The following is a 17,018-nucleotide window of genomic DNA, read 5'->3' as shown; positions in this document are numbered from 1 at the left end:
CCTCCAACGCAAAGCTTCTCCGGCATCCGATCGCTCCCGGAGAAGCTTTGCGTTGACGATAACCAGGATGGGTCCTCGAATTCTTAAATTATCGCATAACGCAAAATACGGCGCTCGGCTAACCGAGCACCGTACCCGGGGCAAGCCTTGCCCCCCTCGCATAGTCCGCGGCCGGCAACGCCTTCTTGCCCGCCGGCTGCACCTGAGTCAACACGATGCTTCCGTCGCCGGTCCGAACGCGGATGCCGAACGACCCGGTCTCCAGCACCGTCCCCGGCGCCGCTTGCTTCCACTCCGCGGTCAGCTTGCGGTCGGCCTCCTCCGGCACGCGGCAGCCCCATACCTTGAACACTTCCCCGTTCAAGTAAGTGAAACCGCCGGCCATCGGATACAAGCCCCGCGTCCGATTGAACAGCGCCCTGGCGTCCTGCTCCCAATGGAGCCTCTCGTCGTCCCGGGTCAGGTTGGAAGCGAACGTCGCGAGCGATTCGTCCTGCACCTCGCGCGGGGCCGTTCCCGCTTCCAGGCTCGGAAGCCACTCCAGCAACAACTTCGCCCCGGCTACGCTCAGCTTCTCGAACATCGTGCCGGACGTATCCTCGTCTTCGATCGGAACGGCCACGCGGGCGATCATGTCTCCCGTATCCAGGCCCGCCGCCATAAACATCAGGGTGACTCCGGTCTCGCTCTCTCCGTTGATGATCGAACGCTGGATCGGCGCCCCGCCCCGATAGCGCGGAAGCAAGGAGCCGTGCACGTTCACGCAGCCCAAAGGCGGCACGTCCAGCAGAGACTTCGGCAGAATCTGGCCGTACGCGGCCGTGACGATCAGGTCGGGCCGAAGAGCCGCCACGGCTTCCACCGCTTCCGGCGCTCTCATGCGCTCGGGCTGAAGCACCGGCAAACCGTGCTCCTGCGCGACGACCTTCACCGGCGGCGGCGTCAGCTCGCGCTTCCGCCCCTTCGGACGGTCGGGCTGGGTGACGACTCCGACGACGTCGAATCCGCCTTCCAGGAGCGCGTTCAGGGATGGAACGGCGAATTCCGGCGTTCCCATAAATACGATTCTCATCTTATTCCCCGCCTTGCTCCGGAACCGCCTTCCGCTCGTACACCGATTCCGCGAGGTCGATGAACAGAACGCCGTTCAGATGATCCACCTCGTGCTGGAAAGCGCGGGCGAGAAGGTCGGAGCCCGTGTACTCGACGGGATTGCCGTGCCGATCCTGGCCGCGAACCGTTACCCGCAGCGCGCGGCGGACGTCTCCTTGCAGGCCGGGAATGCTGAGGCAGCCTTCCGGACCGAATTGCTCGCCTTCCTTGGAGACGATCTCCGGATTCACGAGCTCGATCAGCCCGTGCTCTTCGTCCGCGTCCACCACGATCACCCGCTTCGAGATGCCGACTTGCGGCGCGGCGAGTCCGACGCCGTCCGCGTCGTACATCGTATCCGCCATATCGTCGAGCAGCTTGTGGAGGTTGGCGTTGAACTTCGTCACTTCCTTCGCCGGCTCCCGCAGAACGTCATCCGGGTGCTTCACTATAAGACGAATGGACATGCAATCATCATTCCTTTATCCAAAGTTGCGCAAAAATAAAGATAGCGCCGATCTATAACATCATCTGAGGATCGACGTCCACGCTCGCGGTCACGCCGGAGCGCTTCATCGCGTCGGCAAGCTCCCGCAGAACCGCGGACGTCCAGCCGATCGCGTCGACTTCTCCCCGATATTTTACCATACATTGATACCGGTAGCGATCCTTAAGCCTCGGAATCGGCGAAGGAACCGGCCCGAGCACCTCCAGCGACAATCCCGTTCCGCTTGCCACCGTCTGCCGCACGCCCTCCGCTTCCGCCTTGGCGCGAAGCTTCGACGCGAACGATTCTCCCAGAGTATGCAGAACGGGAACCTGTTCGTGAGAGAGCGTTAGCGTGATCAGACGCCCGAACGGAGGGTACCCGAGGACGCGCCGGTGCCTGAGCTCCTGCTCGGTGAAGCCGGCATAATCGTGATGCTCCACCGTGGCGATGCACGGGTGCTCCGGCTCGTAAGTCTGGATAATGACTTCCCCGGGAAGCTCGTGGCGTCCCGCCCGTCCCGCTACCTGCGTGAGCAGCTGGAACGTTCTCTCCGGGGACCGGAAGTCCGGCAGCTTCAGCGCCGAATCCGCGGCCAGCACCCCTACCAGCGTAACATGGGGAAAATCGAGCCCCTTGGCCACCATCTGAGTGCCCAAGAGGACGTCGGCTTTGCGTTCGCGGAATTGGGTCAGCCACTTCTCGTGGGAGCCCTTCTCCGTCGTCGTATCGACGTCCATCCGGATGACCCGGATGCCGGGGAACGTCTGCGCGAGCGCTTCCTCCACCTTCTGCGTTCCCGTTCCGAAGAAGCGAATATGCGGGCTCTGGCAGGACGGACAAACCTCCGGCTCCCGCTCCGCGTAGCCGCAGTAATGGCAGCGCAGGTTCTGGGAGCCGCGATGGTAGGTGAGCGCGATGTCGCAATGGGGGCACGAAGCCGTATAGCCGCACGAGCGGCACATGACGAAGGTCGAATAGCCCCTTCGGTTGAGAAGCAGCACCATCTGCTCCTGCCGTTCCAGCCTCTCTTCGATCGCTTGGGCCAACGCGCGGCTGAACATCGCCCGGTTGCCGAGCTTCAGCTCCTCGCGCATATCGACGATGCTCACCTTGGGAAGCGGCCGGGCCGCCACGCGCTCCGGCAAGGGCACATAGACCGGTTGCCAGGCGCGGCCGGCCGCGGTGTCCTTGTCGTAAGGACCGACGGCGGCCGAATAGGTCTCCAGCGAAGGAGTCGCGGAGCCTAGAACGACGGCCGCGCCGTGCAGGCGAGCCCGCTCGGCGGCGACATCCCTGGCATGGTATTTCGGGCTCTCTTCCTGCTTATAGGTCGTCTCGTGCTCTTCGTCGATGACGATCAGCCCGATCCGGCCGAACGGAGCGAAGATCGCCGAACGGGCTCCGACGACGACCTGCGCGCGTCCTTCCCGGATTTTGCGCCATTCGTCGTATCGCTCCCCGTTCGAGAGCCGGCTGTGCATGACGGCGACTCTCTCGCCGAATCTTCCTTTAAATCGCTCGACCATCTGCGGAGTAAGCGCGATTTCCGGAACGAGCACGATCGCTTCCTTCCCCATCGCCAAGCAGGTCTGTATCGATTGAAGATAAATTTCCGTCTTGCCGCTGCCGGTTACGCCGTGAAGCAAGAACACTTCGCTGCGTTCCTCTTGAATGGCCTTCGCGATAGGCTCGTAAGCGCCTTGCTGCGCAGGGGTCAGCTGCATAGGCTTCGTCGGAGCGAACGAGCGGCCGGCGTAAGGATCGCGATCCTCTGTCACGGGCCGTATCTCCGCCCAGCCTTTGTCCGCGAGCGACTTGATCGTGCCGATCGTCGTTCCTACCGCCTCCGCCAATTGCTGCTGGGGGATCGGCTCCGGGTTGGCGAGCAAATATTCGAGAGCCTCGCGCTGCTTGGGAGCTCGTTTGCCGAGTTCGGCGATCCCCGACCGCATGACGTCCTCCGAACCCGGAAAAACCGTCAGAACGGTGCGTACGGACAGGCGATCTTCCACCTTCTGCGTCTCCATCAAAGCGCCGCTTCTCAGCATCCGCTTGATCGTGTCCGCCTCGTGGGGATAGTGCTGCAGCAGATAGGACAGCTTCACGGGATCGCCTTTCTCGAGCAGTTGCCGGAATCCGCCGTCGGCCAGCAGCTCCTCCGCGGGCCACGCTTGCCCGTAGGAGAGGGCGATATATTTCTCCGCCTTGCCCTTGAGCGCGGACGGCAGCATCGCCTGAAGGGCGACGGTTAGCGGACAAACCCAGCGCCTGCTCATCCACTCGCCCAGCTCGACCAGCTCCGCCGACAACGGAGGCAGCGCATCGAGCACGTCGATGAGCTCCTTGAGCCGGCTCCGATCGAACTCGGGGTCGGCGGTCAGTCCGACGACGATTCCTTGAAGCGTGCGGCCTCCGAACGGCACCGCCACCCGGCTCCCGACCTCGACCCAGCCGCTCAGCCGATCCGGTATCGTGTAATCGAACGGCCGGTCGATATCCCGGCTCGGCACGTCGACGATGACGCGGGCTACGCTCATAACGCGCCTACTCCTTCTCCGCCCGAGGGCTTCCAGCCTGCGCGATCCGCGATCAGCTGCCACAGCCGCTCGGCGATGCGCCGCTTCGATTGCCGGTCAAGGGCGAGTACGAGACCTTCCGCCCCGTACACGTTCACGGCATTCGAATCGGCGCCGAAGCCGACGCCTTCCTGCGAGACGTCGTTGGCGACGATCAGATCGGCGCGCTTGCGCGCCAGCTTGTCCAGCGCGTGGCGCTCGACGTCCGTCGTCTCCGCCGCGAAGCCGACCACGAACGGCGAGCGGCGAGGATTCCCTTCGTCCGAATAGCGCCAATTGCCGATCTCTTGAAGAATGTCCGGATTGCGCACGAGCGTTAGCGTCATCGTCTCCGCGCCCTTCTTCATCTTGTTCTCGTGGCGTTCCGCCGGACGGTAATCCGCGACCGCGGCCGCTTTGACGACGGCGTCCATCTCCGGCAGCCGCTCCATGACGGCGGCCAGCATCTCGCCTGCGGAAGGCGTTCGGACAACGGTAACGCCCGAAGGAGGGGGGCCGTCCGTTCTCGCGCAGACAAGCGTAACGTCCGCGCCGAGATCCCTCGCGGCTTCCGCCAGGGCGAAGCCCATTTTGCCGGAGGAGTCATTGGTGATGTACCGGACGGGATCGAGCCTCTCGATCGTTCCTCCGGCGGTGACGAGCACCTTTCGGCCGGCTAGCGGCTTCTTGCCTTTAAGCAAGCTAATAACGACTTCGACGATCTCGTCCGGCTCCGCAAGCCTCCCCTTGCCCACGTAGCCGCAGGCGAGCTGGCCCGTCCCCGACTCGACGAAGCGTACGCCCCGGGAGCCGAGCGTGTCCAAATTCGCCATGACGGCGGGGTGCTGCAGCATATGAACGTTCATCGCGGGAGCGATCAGCACCGGAGCTGTCGTCGCGAGCAGCGTCGTGCTCAGCATGTCGTCCGCGATTCCGTGCGCCATCTTCGCGATGATGTTCGCGGTCGCGGGAGCGACGACGACCAGGTCCGCCGCGTCGGCCAGATCGATATGCTGAACGACGGAGGCGTCATGCTCGTCGAAGACGTCGGTCGCCACCGGATGGCGAGACAGCGTCTGCAGCGTCAAGGGCGCAATGAACTTCGTCGCCCCTTCGGTCATGACGACGCGCACGGTCGCGCCCAACGAAACAAGCCGGCTGCACAGCGTCGCCGCCTTATACGCGGCGATTCCTCCCGTGATGCCGAGCACGATCGTCTTGCCTTCTAGTAACTTCCCCATAGCCTGCTCCTCCCTCCAAAACTAGCTTGAAACCTTGCCTATCTATTTCCCGCAGATCCACATCCCACAAATAGCATGAAACAAATTCATGAGTCTAAGAAACCTCTGAAACAAGTGACCCCTGAAACAAGAAAGCTTCCCGCGTTCGGCCGCGGAAGCTTCGAAGCCGAATCCAAACCGCCGCCTCCGTCGCTTCGCTCCGCTCTCAATAAGTATCGAATATGCAACTGATTGGGGATCGAACCGCTTAGGCCGGCTGAACAAGATCGAAACTGCGCTGCGCTTCCTTCAAACCTATCGACTCTACCGGACAAGCACATTTTCGCCTTAAATCCGCTTAATAGTCGAGAGGGCGAGAGACCTGCTGCTCTGTACTCGAAATATCATGTTCATGCTCGCCATCCCAGCCGATTCGCCTAATTAAGCATGAATGATCATGTTCATCCAAGCCATTTTCGGCCAATCCGCCCAATTAAACGTGAAATTTCATGTTCATTCCCGCCATTCCAACCAATCCGCTCAATTAAACGTGAAATTTCATGTTCATTCCCGCCATTCAAGGGCAATCGCCCAACCAAACGTGAAATTTCATGTTCATTCGGCCATTCCCGTCCAACCATCGGCACCGAGAAAAAAAACAACCGCGCGGGTTGTCCTTTTTCTCCTGCCGTATGAAGCTTTAGTCCGCTTTGAGCGCTTCTACGCTGACGTAGTCTTGATAGATCTCTTCCAGCGCGACGCCGACGACCTTGTGCGACTTCGGGTTGGTCAGCTGCGACAGCTTGCCTTCCCTAAGTCCTCTCGCCCGCTTGGAAGCGGCGACGACGAGCGTGTACTTGCTGTCTACCTTGCGTACCAGTTCATCAATCGATGGATATAACATGGGCTTATCTCTCCGATCCGTTATTGGCTGCCGTCAAGCTCTTCAGCTCGTCGAACAGCTCATGCTGAATTCTCTCGCGCTTGCAATGCTCCGCCGTAATGATCGCCTGAATCCGGCCGCAGGCCAGATCGATCTCGTCGTTGAACACCGCGTAGTCGTACTTGTTCAGCAAGTTCATCTCTTCGACGGCGACGGACAGGCGATGGTCGATCTTGTCCTTCGACTCCGTCCCGCGTCCGACGATGCGCGATTCGAGCTCGCCGAGCGAAGGAGGCAGCAGGAAGACGAATACGCCCTCGGGGAACTTCTCTTTGACCTTAAGAGCTCCCTGAACCTCTATTTCTAGAATGATATCTTTGCCTTCGGACAGCGTCTTCTCGACGAATTCGCGAGGAGTGCCGTAATAATTGCCGACGTATTCCGCATGCTCCAGCAAAGCGTCGCGGGCGATCATATCGAGGAACTGCTCCTTCGTCTTGAAGAAGTAGTTCACTCCGTCCACTTCGCCGGCTCGCGGCGCGCGAGTGGTGGCGGATACGGAATAGATCAACTCCGGCATCTTGCGGCGAAGCGCCGCGCAGACCGTTCCCTTGCCGACTCCGGAAGGACCCGACAATACAATCAATAAACCTCTGTTCATGGACTTCCCCAATTCATTCGTCATGTTCGTCGTCCTTGGTCGACAAACGGTGCGCGACCGTTTCCGGCTGGACGGCCGACAGGATGACGTGATCGCTGTCGGTGATGATTACGGCGCGAGTACGACGACCATAGGTAGCATCGATCAGCATGTGCCGGTCCCGCGCTTCTTGAATGATTCTCTTAATCGGCGCCGATTCCGGGCTTACTATGGATATGATGCGATTCGCTGAAACGATGTTGCCAAAACCGATATTGATCAGTTTGATCGCCATGCAACTTTTCCCTCCGGTCATTCCTCGCAAGCACAACGGACGGCCTACCAAACTATGCAACAGTGTTGCCAACGGCGGCCCCTCGCATACTGCGGGAGTTGAATACAAATAGAGCAAACGGCTGTCACGCACGTTCCGCATGAGTCCGAGTTGCAAGCCATATTGATTCATTTTACTTGAAAAACGTTGCACGGACAAGAGGGACTCGTCCTTCGGCCGGGCGAATTCGGCGAGTCCCCCTCCGTTCTATCGAGTCGTTTCGACAATTCTCTTATCCGCTCCGCCGGATAAATAGAGAGAAGGCGAGCCGGCTCGGAAGTCTCTTGCGGCCTGCGAGGCTCTTCCCTCCGCGCGCCGCCGATCCTCCGCCTGCTCCCCTTCATCCAAGGAATTCTCTATTCGGTTACAGCAAGCCCTGGAAAACGATCTCGGCCGGTCCCGTCATGTAGACGTGATTGTCTTCCTCGCTCCACTCGATGAACAGGTCGCCGCCCGCGAGCGAGATCGTCGCCTTGCGATCGGTCAGCCCGTTCAGCACGGAGGAGACGAGCGTCGCGCAGGCGCCGGTTCCGCACGCCAGCGTCGGACCCGCTCCACGTTCCCATACGCGCATGTCCACTTGCTCGCGGGAATTGACGCGCGCGAATTCCACGTTGATCTTGCGCGGGAACAGCGGATGCGTCTCCAGCTTCGGTCCCCACTTCGCCAAATCGAAGTTCACCGCGTCGTCGACGTAGATGACCGCGTGCGGATTGCCCATCGACACGGCCGTGAACGCGAATTCGCGCCCGTCGATTTCGACCTTGTGCCCGATGACCGGGTTCGCGTCGACGGTCGTCGGCACGTCCAAGCCTTTCAGGATCGGCGCTCCCATGTCGACCCTCACGAGAGCCGCCTTGCCGTTCTCGGTCGTAAGCTGAAGCGGCTGCACGCCCGCTCCGATCGTCTCGATCGTGATATCCGTCCGGTCGATCAAGCCGTTGTCGTAGACGTACTTGGCGACGCAGCGGATCGCGTTGCCGCATTGCTCCGCCTCGGAGCCGTCGGAATTGATGATTCTCATCTTGAAGTCGGCCTTCTCGGAAGGAAGGATATAGACGAGCCCGTCCGCCCCGATTCCGAAGAATCGATTGCACAGCTTCACCGCCAGCTCGGAAGCGTTCGCGGGCAGCTCCTTCTCCCCGTTCACGACGATAAAGTCGTTGCCGAGACCGTTCATTTTCGTAAATTGCATCGATTTCTCCTCCTTAAGTAAAAAGCGCCGGAGCGCAGCATTAACCCTATCCCGCGTTTGTCCATCCGGAACTCATCATACCTCATTCGCCGGCGATTTCGCATATAGGAAACCGGAATTTATTTGCACTATTCCGCAGGAAGGAGGGGAATTGGATAGGTTTGCCCAAGCGAGGAAAAGATACGTTCAACTTCTGCTTCTACTGAGGATATAGAAAGGGCTGGTAAAGGAATGGCTAAAGACAAAATCGATCGGCCTCAGGACGAATCCAAACGAAGGTTCCTTAAGTACACGGGCACGGCGGTCGGAGGCCTCGTCGTAGGCGGGGTGGTCGGAGGCCTGATCGGCGCGAATGCCAGGAATACCAAAGAAGAGGCCGCTCCCGCCCCCTCGGGCAGCGCTCCCGCCGTCTCCAACGAGAGGGATTACAATCAAGCTCTCATGTTCTTCAATCAGGAGCAGTACCAGACGGCGGAGGCGGCTGCCGAACGGATTTTCCCCGCCGACGATCTGGGACCCGGAGCGAAGGAGCTCGGGGCCGCGTTCTTCATCGACCATCAAATGGCCGGCATGTACGGAACGAACGCCCGGGACTACATGACGCCTCCTTTCCAGAAGGCGGAAGCTTACCAGGGCTACCAGCTCGCGTTCAAGCGGCAGGAGCTGATGGCGCTCGGGTTGGATGCTCTTAACGAATACAGTCAGAACAACTATCAGAACAAGTTCGCGAAGCTGACCGAGGACCAGCAGAACGAGGTTCTAGCGGCTTTCGAGGCGAACGAGGTCGACCTGAAGGGCGTTCCCGCGGCCACCTTCTTCACCATGCTGCGGAACCTGACCATCGAAGGCGTTTACTCCGATCCCCTGTACGGGGGGAACAAGAACATGGCGGGCTGGAAAATGAAAAGTTATCCCGGCAATCAGATGAGCTACTACGACGCGATCGAGAAGGAAGGCTTGGTCAAGTACGAGCCGCAAAGCCTTCACGATCATTTGACTTCCTAACGAGAGGAGCCGCGAACAATGGCAACGAAGATGCCCAAGGTATCGGTCGCGATCGTCGGCATGGGATGGGTCGGCGGCGTCATCGCGGCCGAGTTGACCAAGGCCGGACATAACGTCGTCGGCTTCGAGCGCGGCAAGACCCGCAGCACCGAGGACTACTACCACGTCCATGACGAGCTGCGCTACGCCAACCGGTACGAGCTGATGCAGGACCTGTCCAAGGAGACCGTTACCTACCGCAACAACGAGAAAATAACCGCCCTTCCGATGCGAACGTACGGATCCTTCCTGCTCGGCAACGGCCTCGGAGGGGCCGGCGTTCACTGGAACGGCCAGTACTTCCGGTTCCTGCCTTACGACTTTCAAATCAAATCCAAGACGGTCGAGCGCTACGGCGCCAAAAAAATCCCGGATGGCATGACGCTGCAGGATTGGGGAATCACGTACGACGAGCTGGAGCCTTACTTCGTGAAGTTCGAACAGATGGCAGGCATCTCCGGCGATCCGACGACGACCGAGCACGTCGGGAAGATGTCCAAGCCGTTCCCGACGGGACCGATGAAGCAGACGCCCGCGATGAAGCTGTTCCGGGACGCCGCGAGCAAGCTCGGGCTGCACCCGTACAGCATGCCGTCGGCCAACCTGGCGGACAACTACACGAATCCCGACGGCATCGAGAGGGCGGCTTGCCAATACTGCGGCTTCTGCGAACGGTTCGGCTGCGAATACGGAGCCAAAGCCGACCCGTGCGTGACCGTCCTTCCCGTCGCCCTCAAGACGGGCAAGCTGGAGATCCGCACGTTCTCGAACGTCACGAAGATCGTGCACGACGGCAAGAAAGCCTCCGGCGTGCAATATATCCACGTGCCGACCGGCGAAGAATACTTCCAGCCCGCGGACGTCGTCATTCTCGCCAGCTACGTGTTCAGCAACACGCGCATCCTGCTGCTGTCCGACCTCGGCAAGCCTTACGATCCGAAGACCCAGACCGGAGTGATCGGCCGAAACTATTGCTATCAGGTGAACGGAGCGGCCACGTCGGCCTTCTACGACGACAAGGAATTCAGCACGTTCATGGGAGCCGGAGCTCTCGGCGCCGTGCTGGACGACTTCAACGGCGACAACTTCGACCATTCGGACTTGAACTTCCTGCACGGGGCGAACATCGCGTTGACGCAGACCGGCCTTCGCCCGATCGCCAACAACCCGACGCCCGCGGGCACGGCTTCGTGGGGCAAGGAGTTCAAGGCGAACTCGATCAAGTACGCCAATCGGGTCCTTAACGTCGCCGCCCAAGGCTCGTGCATGCCGTTCCGCCATCACTACCTCGATCTCGACCCGACTTATAAGGACGCGCACGGCTTGCCGCTGATCCGGATGACGTTCGACTTCGAGGACCAGGACAAGGAGCTCGTGAAGTACCTCGCGGCCAAGACGAAGGCGATCGCCGACGAGATGGGAGCGACGAAGACGGAGATGAGGGACTCGCTGTCCACCTACAATATTACGCCTTACCAATCGACCCATAACACGGGCGGCGTGATGATGGGAGCCGATCCCGCGACCTCGGCGGTCAACAATTATCTGCAGATGTGGGACGCGGAGAACGTGTTCGTCTGCGGGGCTTCGGCGTTCGCGCATAATAGCGGCTACAACCCGACCGCGACCGTCGGCGCGCTCGCGTACCGGACCGCGGAAGGCGTCGAGAAATACCTCGCCAAGGGAGGCTCGCTCGTGTGAGCGCCAAGGAGTTCTCCGTCGATCCGCAGCTGGTCGCCCACCTGTCCGAGCTTCGCAAGCGGCTTCTCTTCGTCGGGCTGTGGTTTATCGGATCGTTGGCCGTCGGCCTCTACGCGGCGCCGAGAATGCTCGTCTACGTAAAGAGGCACAGCGGGGTCGTCCGGATCGATTGGAGCGTCTTCTCCCTCTCCGACGGTCTCATGGTGTACATGAAGTGCGCCACGCTGATCGGCATCGTCCTGACGCTGCCGTACGCCCTTTATCATCTGTGGGCTTTCGCGCGCCCGGGTTTGACGAAGACGGAAGCGAAGGCGACGCTGCTGTACGTTCCCGCTTCGTTCGCGCTGTTCGTCTTGGGCATCGCGTTCGGCTACGGGATCGGCCTGCCGATGATGATCCGCTTCATGATGCGCCTCAACCAGAGCATCGGGGCTCAGGAGATCTACGGCATCCGCCATTACGTGGCGTTCGTTTTAAGCTTCCTCGTGCCGATGGGGATCGCTTTCGAGATGCCGCTCGTGCTGCTGTTCCTGACCCGCATCGGGCTGCTGACGCCGGATGCGGTGAAGCAAAGCCGAAAGTACGCGTACGTCGCGCTTGCCGTCGTAGGAGCTTGCATCTCTCCTCCCGACTTCGCCAGCCACCTCTCGGTCACGGTACCGCTTCTGCTCCTGTTCGAGATCGGAGCCTTTTGCTCCACTCGGTACTATCGGCGCAGAGAGAAGCTCGCGGTTCGTCCGGTTTGACGGAACGAGATGGATTCGGCAAGCCGCCTAAGGAGGTGATCGGATGTTCAACAATATCGGAGTGTCGGGGCTGATCATTATTTTCGCGATCGCGCTGATCGTGTTCGGACCCGCCAAGCTTCCGCAGCTCGGCCGCGCTTTCGGCGACACGCTGCGCGAGTTCCGCAACTCGACCCGGACGATCGTCGACGATCGTCCGGACGAAGAGCAGAAGTAGAACGGCAGGAAGCCTTCCCCTCTCGCAGACAGGGAAGGCTTCTTCGGTTGTCCGGAGTTACCGGGCGACCGGACGGGTCATCGCGTTGCCGTAAGAGATGCGGTTCGTCCGGCGGCGGCGGCGCGAGGAGCTCCAAACGCTGCCGATGCCCATCGCGAAGGTCGGGATGCCGGCGGCGACGAACACGAGCGCCCAATCCCGCAGCGTAAGCGGCACGGTCTTGAAGATCGGCTGCAGCGGCTCGACGTAAAGCACGGCTAGCATGAGCAGCAGGGACGACAGCACCGCGAGCACCAGGAATTTGTTCTCGAAGAAGCGGCGGTGGAAAATCGATCGCGAGCTCCGGCAATCGAACACGTGAATGAGCTGCGCCATCACGAGGGTGGCGAACGCGACGGTCTGCGCGTGGACGAGGTTCTGTCCTTCTCCCTTCAAGCCCCCTAAGGCGATGGCGAAGGCGGCGAGCGTGCATAGCCCGATCATGATGCCGCGGCTGATGATCTTCCAGCCGAGCCGGCGCGAGAAGATGCTCTCCTTCGCCGAACGAGGCTTGTGGCGCATCAGGTCGTTCTCGGCTTGGTCGACGCCGAGCGCCATCGCCGGGAGCCCGTCGGTCACCAGGTTGACCCACAGAATCTGGATCGGCACGAGCGGCAGCGGCATGGCCAGCATCATGGCGATGAACATCGTCAGGATCTCGCCGACGTTGGAAGCGAGCAGGTAGCGGATGAACTTGCGGATGTTCTCGTAGATGCCCCGCCCTTCCTCGACGGCGCTGACGATCGAAGCGAAGTTGTCGTCCGCGAGCACGAACGCCGAAGCTTCCTTCGTCACGTCCGTTCCGGTAATGCCCATGGCGATGCCGATGTCCGCGGCTTTGACGGCCGGGGCGTCGTTGACCCCGTCCCCGGTCATCGCCACGACATGGCCTTTGCGCTGCAGAGCCTGAACGATTCGGAGCTTATGCTCCGGAGACACCCGCGCGTAGACGAACACGTCGTCGACGACCTTATCGAGCTGATCGTCGTCCATGGTAGACAGCTCCGAGCCGCTTAGCGACTTGCCGTCCTTCGGAAGAATGCTGAGCTGCCGGGCGATCGCCTCGGCCGTCGTGCGGTGGTCTCCCGTGATCATGACCGTCTTGATGCCCGCTTGGCGCGTCTTGACGACCGCGTCGAACACCTCGCGGCGAGGCGGGTCGATCATCCCGGCGAGACCGATGAAGATGAGGCCCTTCTCCGCCTGATCCTCGGTGGAGCACGCCTCGTTCGGCTTCAGATCCCGGTAGGCGAAGCCCAGCACGCGAAGCGCGTCCTGCGCCATCGCCTCGTTCGCCTGCAGCACCTTGCCGCGCAGCGTTCCCGTGAACGGCACGACGTTGCCGTCCCACAAAACATAGGAGCATTTCTCGATCAGCATGTCGGGAGCGCCTTTGGTGCACAGCAGCTTGCCCCCCTGATGGGAGACGACGACCGACATTCGCTTGCGCTCGGCGTCGAACGGGAACTCCGCGACTCTCGGATAGAGGGCGTCGATGGAGGAACGGGACAGGCCGGACTTGGCGGCAAGCACGAGCAATGCCCCCTCCGTCGGATCCCCCTTCACGTCCCAGTTCGACACGACCGCCGCATCCTCTTCCTTCGCCGCTTTCCTTTTGCGGGAGCCGTCCTCTCTCAGCTCTTCTTTCAGCTCGGCGTTGTTGCACAGGGCCGCGACTTGCGTAAGCCGCTTCAAGGATGCGTCTCCCTTGCTCTCGACCGGGCGCCCCTTCTCCAGGAATTGGCCGGTCGGCTCGTATCCTTCCCCGCTGACCTCGACGATGCGTCCGCCTAACCACAGTCTCGTGACGGTCATCTTGTTCTGCGTCAGGGTTCCCGTTTTATCCGAGCAGATGACGGAAGCGCAGCCCAGCGTCTCGACGGAAGGAAGCTTGCGCACGATGGCCCTTCGCTTGATCATTCTCTGGACGCCGAGCGCGAGCGCGATCGTCACGATGGCCGGAAGCCCTTCGGGGATGGCGGCGACCGCCAGGCTGACCCCGGCCAGGAACATGCCGTACAGCGGCTGTCCGTGCAGCACCCCGGCGATGACGACGACGACCGTCAGGGCGAGGGCGAGCACGATCAGGATTTTGCCCAGCTGCTCCAATCTTTTCTGCAGAGGCGTCTCCGCTTCTTCGGTCTGCTGGATGAGGTCGGCGATTTTCCCCATCTCCGTCCCCATGCCCGTGACCGTGACGATGCCCTTCGCGGTTCCTTTCGTCACCATCGTTCCGAAGTAGCCGCAGTTCTTGCGATCGCCGAGCGGCAGCTCCGAAGGCGACAACGCTCCGGATACCTTCGTCACCGGAACGGATTCCCCCGTCAGCGCCGCTTCTTCGATCATGCATTGGTTGCTCTCGATCAGGCGCAGGTCCGCCGGGACGCGGTCGCCGCTCTCCAGCACGACAAGGTCGCCGGGAACGAGCTCGCGGGCCGGAACGACCTCGAGGGAGCCGCCCCGAATGACCTTCGCATGGGGCGCCGACAGCTCCTTGAGAGCTTTGAGCGAGCGCTCCGCGCGGTATTCCTGATAGAAGCCGAGCAATCCGTTCAGCACGATAATCGCGATAATCGTGAGAGCGTCGAGCATCTCCCCGAGCAAGCCCGAAACGACCGTCGCGCCGGCCAGGACGAGTACCATGAAGTCCTTGAACTGGTTGATCAGCAGCTTCCAGGGGGAATCCCCTTGCTTCTCCGCCAGTTCGTTAAGTCCGTGGGACTGCAGCCGCGAGGCCGCCTCCCCGGGCGTAAGTCCCTTTTTTGCATCCGTGCCGAGCCTCTGAGCCAATTCGTTCTCGTTAAGCTGATGCCAGGCTTTCGATTCCACGACGGTCATCCCCTCCCGCAAATCCGCTGCCCAAGTAGCTTGGACAGCCGTTCTCCCCTATGTGTATTCAGACAAGCCGGGAAATATCCCCGCAAGGGGCGGCACTTTCCCTTTGGCTTTAACTATGGCAATATAGGAGGACGGATCGGATCCGAATTTCGCATCATATCGGGAGTAATGCCACATGTCGCTCGACGGCTTCGTAACCCGCGCCCTTACCCATGAGCTGCAAGCTCTGACCGGCGCGCGCATTCATAAAATTTATCAACCTACCGAGAACGAGATCGTCCTGCACGTCCGCGGCCAAGGCTTCGGCAAGCGTCTGCTGCTGTCCGCGCACCCCTCGATGCCGCGCATTCACTATACGGAGAAGACGTGGGAGAATCCGCAGGAGCCCCCCATGTTCTGCATGCTGCTGCGCAAGCATTGCGAAGGCGGCATCATCGAAGGGATTCGCCAGGACGGCCTGGAGCGCGTGGTCGAGCTGGACGTTCGGCACCGCGACGAGCTAGGCGACCTATCCGTCAAGCGGCTGACGCTGGAGATCATGGGCCGCCACAGCAACCTGATCCTGCACGATCCGGCCACCGGCATGATCCACGACGGCATCCGGCACGTCACCCCGGCGATCAGCAGCTACCGCATCGTCATGCCGGGAACGCCTTACGTCGCCCCGCCCGCCCAGGGCAAAAGCAATCCGCTGGAGACGAGCGAGCGGGAGTTCAAGACCGCGCTGCAGGCGGCGCTTGCGTCCGGGGACGACTCCTCATCGCGCGTTCTGGAGCAAGCTCTCGTGAACTCTTATACCGGCATCAGCCCTCTCCTCGCCAAGGAGATCGTTCATCGGGCAGGGGGAGCGGCCGAGGGGCTGTGGGCGGTTTTCCAAGAGTTGATGGGCGACTTCCGGGAGCATCGCTATTCCCCATCCATCGTGGAGACCCCTGACGGCAAGTCCGGCTTCTCCGTCCTCGAACTGACCCATCTGGCGGGCAAAACCGCTTCGTTCGAATCGATCCACGAATGCCTGGACAGCTATTACGGGGACAAAGCGGAGCGGGACCTCGTCCGGCAGCGGACGACCGATCTGACCAGGATGCTGCTGAACGAGACGGCCAAGAACGAGAAGAAGCTGGAAAAGCTGGACGAAACGCTGCTGGAGGCGGACGAGGCCGATCGTTACCGCAAGTACGGCGAGCTGTTGACGGCTCATCTTCATCTGATCCGGCGCGGAGATACGAAGATCGAGGTTACCGACTATTACGAGGAAGAGCAGCCTCTCCTCACGATCAAGCTCGATCCGCTGCTGACCCCGAACGAGAACCTGCAGCGGTACTTCCGCAAGTACAACAAGCTCAAAAACAGCCGCGCCGTCGTGAACGAGCAGATCGCGGCGACCCGCGAGGAGATCCGGTACCTCGAATCGGTCCTGCAGGGCTTGCAGACCGCGTCTCCTTCGGATATCGAGGAGATTCGGGAGGAGCTCATGGAGCAAGGCTATCTTCGCTTCCGAAGCTCCCGCAAGGGAGCGAAGAAGAAGCGGAACGACCGCCCGTTCCTGCTCTGCTACACCTCAAGCGAAGGGATTCCGATCTACGTCGGCAAAAACAACACGCAGAACGATTACGTGACCAACCGGCTAGGCCAGCCGAACGACACCTGGCTGCACACGAAGGACATCCCCGGCTCCCACGTTCTCATACGGGGCACGGAGTACGGGGACGACACGCTGCGGGAAGCCGCGCTTCTGGCCGCTTACTACAGCAAAGCCAAAGAGTCCAGCAGCGTGCCGGTCGACTACACGAAGATCCGCCTCGTCCGCAAGCCGAACGGCGCGAAGCCCGGCTTCGTCATCTACGAGGGGCAGAAGACGCTGTTCGTCACCCCGGACGAAGAGGCCGTGCGAAGCCTTCCTTCCGTCGTGAAGCAGCCTTAAGCCGTGGCGCATCGCTGGTCCGCAGAACTCACGCAAAGGAAAAAGGCCCGATGAACGTTCGGGCCTTCTTTCTTCGCCCCGGCGAGCCGCCGTTGCACGG

Annotated in this window: 14 protein-coding genes; 5 read left to right on the top strand and 9 right to left on the bottom strand. The window is 61.1% G+C overall.

Features of this window, described 5'->3' with window-relative positions:
- Positions 1-118: 118 nt before the first annotated feature.
- The 8 genes from fmt to dapF form a co-directional block, all read right to left on the bottom strand.
- Positions 119-1,072: a methionyl-tRNA formyltransferase gene (fmt, locus tag H7B67_RS20775; RefSeq protein ID WP_185121785.1), complete on the bottom strand. Its 954-nt coding sequence runs from the start codon at positions 1,070-1,072 to the stop codon at positions 119-121.
- 1 nt (position 1,073) lies between these two features.
- Positions 1,074-1,559, bottom strand: coding sequence for a peptide deformylase (gene def, locus H7B67_RS20770; RefSeq protein WP_185121784.1), 486 nt, complete (start codon positions 1,557-1,559; stop codon positions 1,074-1,076).
- A 52-nt stretch (positions 1,560-1,611) separates the two neighbouring features.
- A complete protein-coding gene (gene priA / locus H7B67_RS20765) occupies positions 1,612-4,119 on the bottom strand; it encodes a primosomal protein N' (protein WP_185121783.1) in 2,508 nt (835 codons plus the stop codon).
- Positions 4,116-5,378: a bifunctional phosphopantothenoylcysteine decarboxylase/phosphopantothenate--cysteine ligase CoaBC gene (coaBC, locus tag H7B67_RS20760; protein WP_185121782.1), complete on the bottom strand. Its 1,263-nt coding sequence runs from the start codon at positions 5,376-5,378 to the stop codon at positions 4,116-4,118. The genes priA and coaBC overlap by 4 nt, the downstream gene beginning before the upstream one ends.
- Before the next feature lie 679 nt (positions 5,379-6,057).
- A complete protein-coding gene (gene rpoZ, locus H7B67_RS20755) occupies positions 6,058-6,261 on the bottom strand; it encodes a DNA-directed RNA polymerase subunit omega (RefSeq protein ID WP_185121781.1) in 204 nt (67 codons plus the stop codon).
- 4 nt (positions 6,262-6,265) lie between these two features.
- Positions 6,266-6,901, bottom strand: coding sequence for a guanylate kinase (gene gmk / locus H7B67_RS20750; RefSeq protein WP_185122297.1), 636 nt, complete (start codon positions 6,899-6,901; stop codon positions 6,266-6,268).
- Positions 6,902-6,914: 13 nt separating this feature from the next.
- Positions 6,915-7,175: an extracellular matrix/biofilm regulator RemA gene (gene remA / locus H7B67_RS20745; RefSeq protein WP_027084220.1), complete on the bottom strand. Its 261-nt coding sequence runs from the start codon at positions 7,173-7,175 to the stop codon at positions 6,915-6,917.
- A gap of 403 nt (positions 7,176-7,578) precedes the next feature.
- Positions 7,579-8,409 carry a diaminopimelate epimerase gene (gene dapF / locus H7B67_RS20740; RefSeq protein WP_185121780.1) on the bottom strand — a complete coding sequence of 277 codons (831 nt, stop codon included), beginning with the start codon at positions 8,407-8,409 and terminating at the stop codon, positions 7,579-7,581.
- Positions 8,410-8,640: 231 nt separating this feature from the next.
- Between dapF and H7B67_RS20735 the strand changes: the two genes are divergently transcribed.
- The 4 genes from H7B67_RS20735 to tatA are packed head-to-tail and all read left to right on the top strand — an operon-like array spanning position 8,641 to position 12,117.
- Positions 8,641-9,414 carry a gluconate 2-dehydrogenase subunit 3 family protein gene (locus H7B67_RS20735; protein WP_185121779.1) on the top strand — a complete coding sequence of 258 codons (774 nt, stop codon included), beginning with the start codon at positions 8,641-8,643 and terminating at the stop codon, positions 9,412-9,414.
- A gap of 18 nt (positions 9,415-9,432) precedes the next feature.
- On the top strand, positions 9,433-11,154 hold the full coding sequence (locus H7B67_RS20730) for a GMC family oxidoreductase (RefSeq protein WP_185121778.1): 1,722 nt from the start codon (positions 9,433-9,435) through the stop codon (positions 11,152-11,154).
- Positions 11,151-11,900: a twin-arginine translocase subunit TatC gene (tatC, locus tag H7B67_RS20725; RefSeq protein ID WP_185121777.1), complete on the top strand. Its 750-nt coding sequence runs from the start codon at positions 11,151-11,153 to the stop codon at positions 11,898-11,900. Before H7B67_RS20730 ends, tatC begins: the two co-directional genes overlap by 4 nt.
- A 43-nt stretch (positions 11,901-11,943) precedes the next feature.
- Positions 11,944-12,117, top strand: a complete 174-nt coding sequence (gene tatA / locus H7B67_RS20720; RefSeq protein ID WP_185121776.1) for a twin-arginine translocase TatA/TatE family subunit — start codon at positions 11,944-11,946, stop codon at positions 12,115-12,117.
- A gap of 57 nt (positions 12,118-12,174) precedes the next feature.
- On the opposite strand, the gene H7B67_RS20715 is transcribed toward tatA, so the two are convergent.
- On the bottom strand, positions 12,175-14,985 hold the full coding sequence (locus H7B67_RS20715) for a calcium-translocating P-type ATPase, SERCA-type (RefSeq protein ID WP_425353887.1): 2,811 nt from the start codon (positions 14,983-14,985) through the stop codon (positions 12,175-12,177).
- 184 nt (positions 14,986-15,169) lie between these two features.
- Between H7B67_RS20715 and H7B67_RS20710 the strand changes: the two genes are divergently transcribed.
- Positions 15,170-16,918 (top strand): Rqc2 family fibronectin-binding protein, encoded by a 1,749-nt coding sequence (locus H7B67_RS20710; protein WP_185121774.1) that lies wholly within the window; start codon positions 15,170-15,172, stop codon positions 16,916-16,918.
- Positions 16,919-17,018 lie beyond the last annotated feature (100 nt).

Origin of the sequence: Cohnella thailandensis (assembly GCF_014212135.1) — a bacterium.
Lineage (GTDB): Bacteria > Bacillota > Bacilli > Paenibacillales > Paenibacillaceae > Cohnella > Cohnella thailandensis.
Note: the sequence above shows the minus strand (reverse complement) of the source record. Positions and strands in the feature narration are given on the sequence as shown.